Origin of the sequence: Brumimicrobium sp., assembly GCF_048268645.1 — a bacterium.
GTDB classification, from domain to species: Bacteria; Bacteroidota; Bacteroidia; order Flavobacteriales_D; family Crocinitomicaceae; genus Brumimicrobium; species Brumimicrobium ulvae.
Genome location: NZ_JBLWVE010000022.1, coordinates 1 through 13,846, shown reverse-complemented (window position 1 = coordinate 13,846; position 13,846 = coordinate 1). Strand labels below are relative to the sequence as shown.

Here is a 13,846-nt window from a genome sequence, read left to right as displayed (position 1 = left end):
TTAACCTTCAATAAGGCCAAGTTGTTCGTTATCTACAGGAATTTTAAATGAAAAGACTTCTCCTTCATTCACTTTAAATTCCTTCCCTCTGATCCAAGGGTTTAGTTTTCTCAATATTTTAATGCTTATTCCTTGCTCGACCGACCATTCATAGAGATCAGGTATAGAGGTGTCTATAATAACCTCTTTGGTAATATACTCAGGATATAAACTTTCAGCATCGAGGTAAAATCCATAGTTTGCAGGATTTTCAAACACTAACTTCACGGCCAACAGTCTAAAAATATAGCGGGCAGTTTCTGTATTCAATGAAAGGTCAAAATAACTTTTCACTTTTTGACGTTCGAGGTTACTAGCGATACCATGCATACCTAGATTGTAAGAAGCTGCAGCTAAAATCCATGAATCAAATTTTGTATATGCATTTTTTAGATATTGACAAGCTGCTCTGGTGCTTTTTTCAACGTGGTACCTTTCATCCATTTGATGGTTGATCACTAAGCCATATTCTTTTCCAGTGGCTTCCATAAATTGCCAGAACCCTTTTGCTCCTCTTGGACTCGTTACATTCATAAGGCTGCTTTCAATAACAGAGATGTACACTAAATCTTCAGGAACACCTTCAGCTTTAAAAATCTCTTTCATCAATGGCAGCCAACGATTAGAGCGCTTCATCATCAAAATGGTGTTTGAATGCCAAAAATTATTGATGACCAACTCATTATCCAATCTTTCTCTAAGGTCAATGTCTTTAAACGAAATGTGTTCGCCAGCAAAAATCATTTCTTTGGGAACCTCAGGAACAACAAAGTGATTTTCGATGTTTTCTTTCGTTAAAGGAATCGTATTGTTCACTTTCTGAACTTCATCTTTTTCTGCACAAGCCGAAAATAAGATAATGAGTGATGGAATAATAAAAGCTTTGTACATCATGTCTTTAATTCGTTCAATAACTATTTGATAAACATCTGGTTATATTAACTCCAACAAACAGATTCGCTGATTGTTAATTAATTCAACAAAAATAGTGAAAACAATATCAATTTGAAGTTAAAATCTGTTAGACGATTTACTCCACCAATTCTTGCTTTGGAGTAGGGGCGTGATATTTTAAAGTTGTACGGTAAAGCGGTATAAAAACAAGAAGGAAAAACAAGCCGCCTAAAACAGAAAAGAAGTAATGTCCTTTGATGACAAGCACGCTCAGTACAATTGCATAAGCGAATGAAAACAAACTGATGATTACAAATATAATCCACACTTTGTAGTCAGTAAAACCTCGATATACCAAGTGATGTGTTGTGTGGTCTTTTCCGCCCAACATTACAGAGACTCCTCTTTTTCTACGATTGATTACCACAGTTAAGGTATCTGCGACAGCTGGTGTGAAAGCGGTCAGAATTAGGAAAACGCTGGTCCACGAGGGCAATTCAAAAGCTGCTGGAAGATTCCATAAGGCTTTAATACCAAAAAAACTCACAAACAAGGCGATAAATTGACTCCCCGTATCTCCCATAAACATTTTGGCTGGATTAATATTGTAGAATAAAAAACCTACCAAAGCACCCATTTCAGCAACAATAAGAACTGACCACAAGACATTACTTGGATCGGTAATGAGTCCTAAAGCAACAAAACAAGTAAGTAAAATAAAGAAAGAAACAGTTCCAGTTATTCCATCCATGTTATCGAGCATATTCAGGCTATTCATAACGGCCACCACCCACAAAACAGTGAGTGCTCCATCGAAAACAGGCTGATGAAAAACATCGATTCCGTTATTGGTAAACACTAAAATGACTCCACATAAAATCTGTCCAAATAATTTTAGGAAAGGTTGAGTATTGTACGCATCGTCTGCTACACCTATACCAAAAGCCAAAGTACTGGCGCCTATAAGTCCAACAAACTCAATTTCATCAAAGATATTATCCTCAGAGAAAAGAGTGGCGTAGGCCAATACAGCAATAATAAAGGTAAAATATAGGCTGATCCCTCCTAAAGAAGGTTTAGAGGTATTGCTCCACCTCACGACAACATCATTCTTATTTCTAATACCGAGGTTTTTGGCAAAACTCAGTAAAAGTTTGTTAATTATGAAGGACGCAATTACAGCACCTATAAAGAAGGCTATATATTCAACCAAGTAGATAATTCGCACAAATTTTAGCTTACCCCTTAAAGATAAGGTGATGTAAAATTAAGAAAATCTTTATAAACCTTGTCTTTTTCTGAAAGCAATGGATTTTCCATACCCCAATCTATATCTAATTCAAGATCATTCCACAAGAGTCCATCTTCACTTTCTTTATTGTAAACATTGGTGCATTTATAGCTAAAAATAGTGTTGTCTTCTAAGGTCAGGAATCCATGAGCAAATCCTTCAGGAACATAAAGTTGCTTCTTATTTTCTTCTGAAAGCACAATTTTAAAATGTTGACCATAGGTAGGCGAGTTTTTTCTCAAGTCGACAGCAACGTCTAACACACTCCCTTTCACCACCCTTACTAATTTTCCTTGCGCAAAGGGTGGTTTTTGAAAATGCAAACCACGCAATACGTTTTTGTGCGACATGGATTCATTATCTTGAACAAAATTAGGTACATCATTTATAGCTGCTTTCCATGTTGCTTCGTTGAAAGATTCAAAAAAGTAACCTCTTTCGTCTCCAAAAACTGCTGGTTCAACAATCATCAAATCCTTAATTCCTGTTTCAATAAACTTCACGATAAATTCTTTTTTAGACTAGTCTGTATAATATCCACCATAATTCTTCCCGTAGGTGCTCTTATGTGTTTCTACGGCATTCAACACAACGTTGATATTTTTGATCTCATTGATTTCAGCGATTTCTTTCAATTTATCACTAAAGTAGCGCTTGGAATAATTGGCCCTGAAAAGATAAATCGGCACATCGACTTTACTCAATAATTGAACTCCGTCGGAAACAAGCCCTACTGGTGGATTATCAAAAATAATCACATCATACATTTCCTTCAGGGTTTTCACCACCTCATCGAATCTTTTTCCCAAGAGCAGCTCCGAAGGATTGGGCGGAATCGGACCTGCAGAAATATACGCTAAGCCATCCAGGTTTGTCCCTCTCACTACCTCATCTACTTCGCAATGACTTGCCAATAAGCTACTCATTCCTATGTTGTTTTCATGATTGAATCCGAGATGAATCTTCGGTTTTCTCATGTCTAAATCGATCACCAAAACTTTCTTACCCGACATTGCAATTATTCCCGCCAAATTCAGGACCAAAAACGTTTTTCCTTCACCTGAGATGGTGGAGGTAACAGCAATGGTTTGAACATCTTTTTTAACAAAAGAAAGGTTGGTCCGCAAGTTTCTAAAAGCTTCACTGATTACTGATTTTGGATAATCACTCACCACTAATGTTGAGTTCACCATTTTCACTTTACGTCGAGGAATAGCACCCAAAATGCCAACGTTGTCTGGAATTAATCCCTGAAGGTCTGAAACCTGATTAATTTGATTAAACGTTAGGTACCTTAAAAGTAACAAACCAATAGACAAGCTGAAGGACAAGAAAATCGTTGCACCATACACTGCACTTTTTACAGGAAAAACAGGTTGAGCGGAAAGACTAGGCTTGTTGAGTACTTTATTATTTGAAGCATAGCCAGCATTTGAGATAGAATAGATTACCTTTTTCTCTGTCAATAAGGTGAAGTACTTTTCGTTTAATTCTTGAATGTTTGTTAATCGAGAAAGTTCCATTTGTTTTTCCGGAAGCTGAAAATACTGCTCTTCAACATCACGAATTTCTTTTTGAATTAGTCTTAATTTCTCTTCACTTCGTTCGAAAAGTGAGGTTAAAATTTCATTGATGTTGGCTTTTCTGATTTGAATTCTTTGCTCTAGCTTTTTAATGTTCGCGTTATCCGGAGTTACCTTGTAGCTCAAATCTTCTTTTTGCTCAATTACCTCATAAAGCTCTTTGATTTGAGTATTTAAACTTCCTTCGTATGATTGTCCAATAATATCTGGAATCAAACGGTAAACTTCAAGACTATTGGGGTCTCCCTTTAATTTATCCTTCACCACGTTCAACACACGAAGCCCTTCCAAAATCGACTTTTCTTCTTCTCTCAGCTGTTCAAGTTTGTTGGCTATTGAAGTAGAAAGATAATCGGGATTAGCAACATTTTCACGTCTTTTAAAACGCATTACACTGTCTTTTGAAGCAGCTAACTCATTGGTTAATGAATCCAGCTGAAGCGAAATGAAATCTAAAATATTATCAGCACTTTCTTTTTTTAAGTTTTCATCGTACTTAAAGAAGCTCTTAGAGACTGAGGTCACAATATCTTGAGATAGAGATGCGCTATGACTTCTGTAACTCACTTCAACTGTTCTTGCCCTTTGATCTATGGGAACGACACTTAAACCTCCTGATAATTGTTCTGCAACAGTCCTCAGGTTATTGAATTGAAAGTACAATTGATTTAAAGTTGCTTCTTTTTTAAACTGTTCCCAATCAAAGATGGAGATTTTAATATCAAACAACGCTGTGCTAATGACCGTATTTGGCGATGCTTTAAACTGATGTTTTTTTGAATTATGCCTAAAATCAATTACCAACTGTTCATTTTCTGTCGATAAATATATAGGAATATCACAAAGTGATGAATCCTTGAGAAGTAAGGCTTTTACTTCAAAACTTCCTTGTTTATATCGTCTTTCGGTTAATAGATCACCCTTTGCAAAATGAGAAACTTGAAGCGGCAAGTTAGCAATTGCTTTTTCAAAAAGAACTTGAGAGCGAAGGAGTTCAATTTCCTTTGCAATAGACCCTTCCTGTCGAACATCTTTGAAATCTAATACATCAGCTCCTTGATTTTCGCTATTGATTTGAATCAGTGTTCTTGATTCATAAATAGGCTTTGTATACCTCAAGTACAGAAAGGCAGAAGTGCCAAAAAGAGCAAAAATAAGCGCACACCAATACCAATTTCTTTTGATGACCAGCTTCAATATTTCAATATCAAAACCTGTGTTTACAATTATTTTCTTTTGATGACCCTTCATTATTTTAAGGTAAGAATTACTGAAATAATAACAATAGCCGAAGAAATCAAGGAGGTAATAGGCGTAACCTCTTTCAAGAACTCACGAGAAAGTTGTCTGGTTGGTTCTACATAAATATAATCGTTGGATTGAACCACCATATCAGCATATTTAAGTCCGTCCATTGTACTTAAATCGATTTGATACACTTCACGTCCTTGATTCGTTTGACGCATCACCTTTATCACTTTTGCTTTACCTCTTTCTGTAATTCCTCCTGCAAGCGCTATTGCTTCCATCAAAGTTGTATTGTTGTTGGTAATTGGAATCACCTTCGCATCCCCTCCTGTTCCAGGAAATACAATAACACGACGGTTACTTACTTCCACTTGAATAAATGGATCTACATAATTTGTTGCATATAATTCTCGTAGTTTTTGTTCTGCTTCAATAATGGTTAATCCTGCTAAGTCAACTAAACCTAAAGTGGGCAAATCGACCTTTCCATCACCTCTCACTAAATAATGAATTTGATTTCCAGATTGAAGGGTTTGAGATCCTCCTCCGTCAATATTTATCCCAGAATTTACATCAATAATTCTTTTACCACCTTCAACATACATTAATAGTGTAATCTTATCATCTGGTGCCAAACGGTAAGCATCCTTTGGAGAAATCGGAATGTCTTCGACAAAAATGTCATCATCTGTTGTTTTAAACATTACATGACTATTCACCCCGCAAGAGGCGAAAAAGAATGATAAGCCAACAAATAAAAATAACGCAATACGATTCTTCATTACTTCAACAAGGTTTTATAGTAGCTACTCATGTCTTTGACCAAACGGTGGTAACTAAATTTATCCATCACACTTTGTTTGCCAAAATTAGCAAACTTATTCCTTAAGGACGGATCCTCTATCAATAAACGGAGTTTATCAATATAAGTTTCAATATTTTCTCTTTTAATCACAAAACCAGCTTGACCATCTGCGAGGATATCCCTTACTCCACCTACATCAGTAGAAACTACTGGAAGACCTGATGCTTGTGCTTCGATAATACTTACTGGCGTACCTTCATTTTTAGAAGTCAGGCAAACGATGTCCATTCCTTGATTAAAAGTGGAGATGTCTAAAATCCAAGATGTCATAACGATACTGCCTGGATGCTTTTGGTTGATGGCGGCAACTTTTTGTTGAATATGTTCTTTTTCGGAACCGTCACCTACAATAAAAACTCTAATTGGAACTTCAGTGCTACTTAACACATTTTCGATGACTTGCAGAAAATAATCGTGATCCTTGACCGGAGCCAAACGTCCCACAATAGCAATCGCAACTTCATCATCCTTCAATCCGTATTCCTGTCGGATTTGCTTCCTTTTCGCATCCGTGTCTTCACTAAACTTTTTCAGATCGAATCCCAAAGGAATCACCTGAACTTTATTCGCTGGTGCTATTTTATGCACTTCAACTAGCTCTGCTTTCTGCAATGCACTTATGGCAATAATGCCTGTCGATTTCCTGGCAAGGTACCTTTCAATTTGTTTAAACAATCCTGTTTTTAGAGGACCAAAATAAGAATGAAAAACATGACCATGAAAAGTATGGACAACCACAGGAATATTCAATGAAATTGCTGCAGCACGACCTAGAAAACCGGCTTTTGATGCATGCGTATGTACGATATCTGGTTGAATTTCCTGAAGTATACGTTTGATTTTTTTATACGCTTTGTAATCATTGCTCAAACTCAAGTTTCTTTGAATATCAGGAATTACAATTGGTTCAACACCATATTCTTTTAGGATGTGTAATGAATCTTTTTCTCCTTCATCGGGAACTCCACCAATTAGGGTTGTTTCAAAATCATCACCCAAAAACTTAGTCAAAAAAGTTGCATTAAAGGTTGGTCCTCCAATGTTAAATCGATTGATGATTCTTACCACTTTTATTTTTCTGTCCATCGGTCATACCAATTTTGGAATACAATAAACGCCCACATAGTTACGGTAGCTTCTTCTTCTTTCCCCTGTTCAAAATCAGCTTTTAACTGTTCAACTCCTGAGCAAGAAAACACATTTTGTTCTTCTATAAACGAAGTGTCAAACCACTTCGGATTCACCACTTCTTGCCAAGTTGATTCTATCCAATCGTGCAAGGGGATTTCAAAACCTTTTTTTGAACGAGAAAACACCTCATCTGGCAGCACTTCTCGAAAAGCATCGCGTAAAATTCTTTTGCCGTTATTCCCCTGTAATTTGTACTCCTCGGGCAAACCATTCACGAAATCTACCAGCTCACGGTCTAAAAAAGGAGCCCTTACTTCTAAACTGTGACGCATGCTCATCATGTCTACTTTCTTCAACATGTCGTTAGGGAGCACAAATTCTTGATCTGTTTTTAAGAAATCATTTAAGCTATCTTTTCCTGGCTGAATTGAACTTTGATAAGGTTCATTTTGTAATAAAAGTTGACCTCTTCGTTCATTTGAAATAAATGATGCCAGCATCCAATAAGAAGCAGGCCATTTTTCCTGAAGTAAGGCCCCAAACTTTTTCATTTGGCGGATGCGATTTGTCAATTGACCACTTCTTTTTCCTCCAGGGAGTTGTTTTGCCAACTTGGACGCTACCTTCAATAAAACTCCTGGTTTTTTGCTTCTTTGATAAGCTTTATGTTTGTTATACCCCGCAAATAACTCATCTGCGCCATCTCCAGAAAGACAAACTGTCACTTCTTCTTTTGCTGCACGTGAAAGAAAGTACATCGCTACAGCGCTAGAATCTGCGAATGGTTCATCAAATGAATTCAATACCTCTTGAAAAGAAGCTATGACTTTTTCTTTTTCTAATTGAATCGGGAAATGTCTTGAACCAATATGTTCTGCTACATTTTTAGCATACGCTGATTCATCGAGAAATTCATTTCCGACAAAACCAATTGAGAAAGTGTTTAAAGAAGTCTTGAAGTCGGCGGTGATTTGAGAAACAATAGAACTGTCCACCCCACCGCTCAAAAATGTTCCTATCGGCACGTCTGCATTTAATCGTTTTATTACTGCACTTTCTAATTTTCTTTTGACTTCTTTTACTGCTTCACCATAAGGCAAATCAACTTTCTTGGCATCGCGGACAGAGTAATATTGGAGAATATCGATTGCATTTCCCTTTACTTTTAAATAATGGCCCGGCAATAATTTATGAACACCAACGAGAATTGTGTCTGGTGCGGGAACATACGTATATTGAAAATAGGCATTTAAAGCTGGTGAATTGATTTCCCAAGTACTCAACAATGTTTTAAAAGGAGAAAGTTCCGAAGCAAAAATCACCTCATTTTCTTGAATTGAAAACAAAAGTGGATTAATACCCAGTTGATCGCGTACCAAAAGCAATTCATCTTCTTGTTGGTCATAAAAGGCGAAAGCAAAACATCCTTCCAAGACATTTATTCCATTTTCGCCATGATGAATCATGTGATAAAGCAGGACTTCGGTGTCGGAAGCAGTGTTGAATTGCACTCCTTTTTTCAGTAAATCATTCTTTAATTCAGGATAATTATAGATTTCACCATTAAAAATGAGTGCGTATCTCCCTGATGGATCAAAAAAAGGTTGATTCGATCGTTCATCCAAATCGAGAATTGCTAATCGATTATGGCCCAACACCGTTGTACCAAAAACAGCGGCACGAGTATTGTCTGGACCCCGATGAGTTTGTGTTTTCAATCCTGATTCCACACGAATTTGGTCCGATTTTTTCGGTATTCCATAAAAATTCTTCAATCCAACTATGCCGCACACAATATTTTATCGATTTTTATACAAAAATTCAATTCTCGCCATGAAGATAATAGTTGTTGTTACATTCTGCTTCTTTTTTTCCATTTTATCCAATGCTCAAGTTGGTAACAATGCAATTCAGCAATCCATAAATAATTTCTCAAGCAATAAAGAGTTAGAAAATGCGGCCATTAGTTTTATGGCTTACGACCTTGACAGTAACATTGTATTGGCTGAGTACAACCATCGTTCTGCTATGCCACCAGCTTCCGTTGTGAAGTTATTTACAACCGCTGCTGCTTTCGAAATATTGGGAAAAGATTACCGTCCGAAAACAGAAATTTATTATACCGGAATGATTGATTCTTCAGGTGTACTCAATGGCGATATTGTTATACGTGGATTGGGCGACCCAAGCTTGGGAAGTAGATTCTTTAACGACAGAGAAAATGCAGATGAATTTTTAAAGACATGGACAGCAACCATTGCTGAGAAAGGAATAAAAAAAGTCAATGGACGTGTATTAGCCGATGGCTCTGCATTTGGTTATGACGGCGCTCCAGACGGTTGGTCATGGTCTGACATGGGGAATTATTATGGTTCACCAGCTAGTGCTTGTGCGGTATACGATAACATGACCTATTTACATTTTTCCACTAGTAGTCAGTTAGATGCACCGACTTATCTAGATTCCATGACACCTCCCATTCCAGGATACACACTAGACAATAGAGTAACCACCTATAATTCGAGCAGAGACAATGCATACATTTACGGAACACCTTATTCCTACGAGCGATTCGCAATTGGAAATCTACCCCGAAGCAAGTCAAATTTTGAAGTTAAAGCGAGTGTTCCCGACCCAGAATTGCTTTTAGCGCAAGTCGTGCAAACAAGTTTAATGAAAGCTAACATTGAAGTGGTTTTACCTGCAGTTGGTCTACGAACGATTCTACAAGAGGTTGATACCGTTTTAAATTACAACAAAATGAACCTATTGTTGATCAATGAAGGTAAATCGGTTGAGGACATTGCCTACTGGACCAATTATAGAAGTGTGAACTTTTTTGCAGAGCAACTTTTAGGGTTAATTGGCTATGAAAAAACGGGACTTGGAGGAACAAGCGAAAGCACGCGGTATTTAAACAACTATTGGGAACCTCGATTAGGGTTAAAAGTTTATCAAACAGACGGAAGTGGACTGGCCAGAAACAACGGTTTTAGTGCTTATCATTTCATCCAACTATTAAAATACATGAACGCTTCCAAGAATTTCAAAGACTTCGAAGCGTCTCTGCCAACCGCAGGAGAAAGTGGAACTTTACGAAGTGTTTGCAGGGGTCAGGCAGCCCAAGGGAGAATGAAAGCCAAAAGCGGAACCATGAAGAGAATAAAATCATACGCTGGCTATATTGATACTAAAAGCGGAAGAAAAATTGCTTTTGCACTTATCGTTAACAATGCTGACTTAACGAGTTATCAAATTACAAAGCGTATGGAGGTGGTTTTTAATAGTATGGCGAATTATTAGGTGTTTTTGTTGGGTTGTTGGTTTATTCGTTGGATAATTTGCGACGAATAGGGCGTTTATTCGTTGCAAAATCCGATTGATGTTAAAAACGCACAACAGAATGAGCAGTTTTTAGAAAAAGTGTTGATTGGGGAGTGCGATTTGGGTGTTAAAATAAAATGGCTCTAATTGAGAAAAAGCGAAATGGTTTAATGCCCATAACGGTTAGTATAAGAGCGGTAGCGGGGTTAAAGTACTTACCTTTTGGATTACAATATACTAATTAAAAAGCAAAATGGTTTGAGTTCAAACACAAACCGCTATTGCTTTTATACCTTATTACCTGCTTTTTTTTATCCAAATTTTACACTTGTCATAGTCAGTGAACCACCTAAAGGATTATCATTAAAGATTGTGGTATTGTCCTTTTCGTCTTTTAATCCTAAGGTGTACAATAAAGGCAGATAATGCTCAGGCGTTGGAATGGCAAGGTTAAAAGCTTCGCCTTGCTTCTTAAAGTCAATTAAATTTTGGTGATTTCCCTCCAAAATCCATTTCTTCATTTTGCTATCAGCTTCTATTGCCCAATCATAGCCGAAGTTTTCATTAATTTTGCTAAAATCAACTTTTCTTAAATTATGAACCATATTACCGCTACCAACTATAAGCACTCCTTTTTCTCTTAGTGATTTCAGTTGTTGAGCCAACTCGTAGTGTTGCTGTGGCGTCATTTTATAATCCAAACTAAGTTGAATAACAGGTACATCTGCTTTTGGAAATAAATGCTTAACTACAGTCCAAGCTCCATGGTCTAATCCCCATTTATCATCTAAGTGAACGGTTCCTGCTGGATTAATGAATTCTGATATTTCTTTAGCCAGTTTTGGGTGTCCAGGCGCGGGGTATTGTACTTCGTAAAGTTCTTTAGGGAATCCACCAAAATCATGAATTGTTCTTGGATTTTGCATGGCTGTAACAAAAGTTCCATTTGTTTCCCAATGGGCAGAAACCACAATAATAGCATTGGGCTTTTCCAATTGCTGTCCTTGTTTTTTAAACGCTCTAACAAATTCATTGTCTTCGATTCCATTCATAGGCGAGCCATGCCCTAGAAAAAGGACAGGCATTCGCTTAGAAGAATCAAAAGAATCTGTTATGTTTTCTAATTTATTTAATGCTGACATCATAGGAATACTTAATGTTGTTAGTCCGGCTATCTTTAAAAACTCTTTACGTTGCATGTTAAACGTATATTTTGGTCAAAAATTCTGTAGAAGTTGTTGGTTTTCTACCTAACAACTTCTCTAATGAATTATCTGACATTTCTAATTCGCCATTAGCTTGTGCTACCGAAAACGCGGTAAATAATCCAATGTATTCATCTGGAACACCATACGTTTTTAGTGTAGCCTGATATTCTTCAGGTGAAGGCGATTGATAGGTAATATCTTTACCACTTATTTGGGCAATTGTTTCTGCTACCTCATAGTATGAAATTGCTTGATTATTTACTAATGGATACGCCTTATTTTCGTGCCCCTCAGAAGTCAATACTACCGCTGCTGCTTCTGCCAATTCTTGTCTTAATACTAAGCTAGACTTTCCATTTTCCGCAGGTTGCATAATAACGCCTGTTTCCAAAACTTGCTCTCCAATAAACATAGGTAGCATGTCTAAATATGTGGCGTTCTGTAAAAATGTATAAGCTATACCACTTTCTTTTATCCAGTTTTCGGTTTTTATATGTGAATTTTGTAAGAATGCAATAGCAGAATTATCTCTTTCCTGATTTCTCATGAATGATGTGTAAACAATATGTTTAACTCCAGCTGATTTGGCTGCTGTAACCACATTTTCATGTTGTGCTTCACGGTTTTCTATCTCGCTGCTAGAAACAAATAACAGTTTATCTACGCCTTCAAAGGCTTTTACTAAAGAGTCATAGTTGGTGTAATCTCCTGTTTTTACGGTTATTCCATCTTCTTTATAGCTGATTGCCTTTTCCTCGCTTCTAGAAAGTACCGAAATATCAGAAGTGCTTACACCTTTTTCTCTTAATTGCTGAACGGCATGTTTACCAAATTCGCCTGTTGCTCCTGTTACTAATATCATGTTTTAAAATTTTTAATCGTTAATAATGATACAAAAGTATTACATTTGCTATATAAAGTATAGTTGGTTGTTAATTTATATTGATATACTTTTGTATAGTAAAAATTTACAATGCATGATAATGAGTGATTTACAAAACATTTCTGAGATAAAAAAATGCCCTGTACAATACGTATTGGCGATTAATGATACTTTGAACGTGATAAGTGGTAAATGGAAGTTGCCTATACTTGCATCAATCCTTTATGGTAATTATAGGTTCAAAGACATACAGACCAATATCGATAAAATTACACCTAGAATGTTGTCTAAGGAGTTAAAAGAATTAGAACTAAATGGCGTTATAACAAGAAACGTTTATGATTCAACGCCAGTTCGTATTGAATACAAAATGACCGAATCAGGTAAAAATATTCTCTCAGTTCTTGACGCAATGGTTGATTGGGGTGTTTCTCATAGAAAATCTACACTCAAACATTCTGATTAAAAGTGTTTTTTCGGCAAATTGCAGGTAACGTTTTGCAGATTGGCGATGGGCGGGCTTTTCAGCACAAAAGTTAGTTCGGAGAACTGAACTTTCGGCTACCACAAAACTGTCAAGCGGAGACGGAACCCCGCCTATTGCCAATGTGCTGTTAGCGGTAGTACTTCTATTCAAAATTAAGTATTTCAGTCGTGTCTCCAACTGTTGTTTGTCCGTCATTATCCAATTCGTACTTATAAATAATCGTGTTGTTTTTAAAACTAAACTCGTCCTTGTCAGCGTCAATAGGTCTTTCAATGTTTATGTAGCCTAAATGTTTTTCAAAAATATAGAGTTTAGGTTCAACTACTTCATATGAGCAACAACGAGCCATAAAACCTTGAAATCTGTCATAAATTTTTATTGTCTCAGTTTTGTATTCTGTCTGTTTTGGAACAATTGGAAATAATACAAGTGAAGATAAAATAGCAAGGAAAATGCCGCCAAATAAAAAGAAAAGCCCAGTCAAAACACCTGAGATTGCGTAAAGTGAATAATAAACAGCTATTTTCTTAAATGGTCTCAGTGTTGTCAAGAACAAAATTAGGCCTGTCAAGTATAAAATTATTTTTAGAAAAAATGTCAAGTTTTGATTTAGTCTATAACCTGTAATAAGTCCAATTCCAAAATTTATGAGAACCACTCCAAGTATATAGAAATGCCACTTTTCAAGTCTAATTTTGTTTAGAAATTCCTTCATTTTAGTTCACTTTATTTTCGTTTGGTGTCGTGTCATAGTATTACCACTAACGGTTTTCAGCTAAGCTTTCGAGCCGCTACTACGAATATACGTAAAAGGCTTGAAGCTTAGGTGATGTTAGTGGTATTCACTTCTTATTATTAGAATCTTTCAGGTTTAATACATGTCCTAAAGTACC

General features: G+C 36.5%; 12 protein-coding genes. 2 read left to right on the top strand and 10 right to left on the bottom strand.

Annotated elements, in window-relative coordinates; translation table 11 throughout:
• The 7 genes from ACN0U3_RS13460 to asnB all read right to left on the bottom strand — a co-directional run bounded on the left by ACN0U3_RS13460 (nt 1) and on the right by asnB (nt 8,844).
• A complete protein-coding gene (locus ACN0U3_RS13460; protein WP_299206755.1) occupies nt 1-933 on the bottom strand; it encodes a lytic transglycosylase domain-containing protein in 933 nt (310 codons plus the stop codon).
• Between the two features lie 136 nt (nt 934-1,069).
• The gene (locus ACN0U3_RS13455) at nt 1,070-2,161 is read right to left on the bottom strand and encodes an MraY family glycosyltransferase (RefSeq protein WP_417266627.1); all 1,092 of its coding nucleotides are present in this window, start codon (nt 2,159-2,161) and stop codon (nt 1,070-1,072) included.
• A 17-nt stretch (nt 2,162-2,178) separates the two neighbouring features.
• On the bottom strand, nt 2,179-2,727 hold the full coding sequence (gene rfbC / locus ACN0U3_RS13450) for a dTDP-4-dehydrorhamnose 3,5-epimerase (protein ID WP_417266626.1): 549 nt from the start codon (nt 2,725-2,727) through the stop codon (nt 2,179-2,181).
• Nucleotides 2,728-2,745: 18 nt separating this feature from the next.
• Entirely contained in the window at nt 2,746-5,058 is a 2,313-nt protein-coding gene (locus tag ACN0U3_RS13445) for a polysaccharide biosynthesis tyrosine autokinase (RefSeq protein WP_417266625.1), read from the bottom strand.
• Nucleotides 5,058-5,837, bottom strand: coding sequence for a polysaccharide biosynthesis/export family protein (locus ACN0U3_RS13440; RefSeq protein WP_417266624.1), 780 nt, complete (start codon nt 5,835-5,837; stop codon nt 5,058-5,060). Before ACN0U3_RS13440 ends, ACN0U3_RS13445 begins: the two co-directional genes overlap by 1 nt.
• Entirely contained in the window at nt 5,837-7,006 is a 1,170-nt protein-coding gene (locus tag ACN0U3_RS13435; protein ID WP_417266623.1) for a glycosyltransferase, read from the bottom strand. The genes ACN0U3_RS13440 and ACN0U3_RS13435 overlap by 1 nt, the downstream gene beginning before the upstream one ends.
• A complete protein-coding gene (gene asnB / locus ACN0U3_RS13430; RefSeq protein WP_417266622.1) occupies nt 6,991-8,844 on the bottom strand; it encodes an asparagine synthase (glutamine-hydrolyzing) in 1,854 nt (617 codons plus the stop codon). The genes ACN0U3_RS13435 and asnB overlap by 16 nt, the downstream gene beginning before the upstream one ends.
• A 40-nt stretch (nt 8,845-8,884) precedes the next feature.
• Here asnB and dacB point away from each other — a divergent pair, with 40 nt between their 5' ends.
• Nucleotides 8,885-10,354: a D-alanyl-D-alanine carboxypeptidase/D-alanyl-D-alanine-endopeptidase gene (dacB, locus tag ACN0U3_RS13425; protein ID WP_417266621.1), complete on the top strand. Its 1,470-nt coding sequence runs from the start codon at nt 8,885-8,887 to the stop codon at nt 10,352-10,354.
• A 332-nt stretch (nt 10,355-10,686) separates the two neighbouring features.
• On the opposite strand, the gene ygiD is transcribed toward dacB, so the two are convergent.
• Together ygiD and ACN0U3_RS13415 are read right to left on the bottom strand one after the other, a co-directional pair.
• Nucleotides 10,687-11,517, bottom strand: a complete 831-nt coding sequence (gene ygiD, locus ACN0U3_RS13420; protein ID WP_417266641.1) for a 4,5-DOPA dioxygenase extradiol — start codon at nt 11,515-11,517, stop codon at nt 10,687-10,689.
• Nucleotides 11,518-11,575: 58 nt separating this feature from the next.
• The gene (locus ACN0U3_RS13415) at nt 11,576-12,445 is read right to left on the bottom strand and encodes an SDR family oxidoreductase (protein WP_417266620.1); all 870 of its coding nucleotides are present in this window, start codon (nt 12,443-12,445) and stop codon (nt 11,576-11,578) included.
• A gap of 121 nt (nt 12,446-12,566) precedes the next feature.
• Here ACN0U3_RS13415 and ACN0U3_RS13410 point away from each other — a divergent pair, with 121 nt between their 5' ends.
• On the top strand, nt 12,567-12,932 hold the full coding sequence (locus ACN0U3_RS13410; protein ID WP_417266619.1) for a winged helix-turn-helix transcriptional regulator: 366 nt from the start codon (nt 12,567-12,569) through the stop codon (nt 12,930-12,932).
• Between the two features lie 163 nt (nt 12,933-13,095).
• Here ACN0U3_RS13410 and ACN0U3_RS13405 read toward each other — a convergent pair whose 3' ends face one another.
• A complete protein-coding gene (locus ACN0U3_RS13405; RefSeq protein ID WP_417266618.1) occupies nt 13,096-13,668 on the bottom strand; it encodes a hypothetical protein in 573 nt (190 codons plus the stop codon).
• Nucleotides 13,669-13,846: the final 178 nt, after the last annotated feature.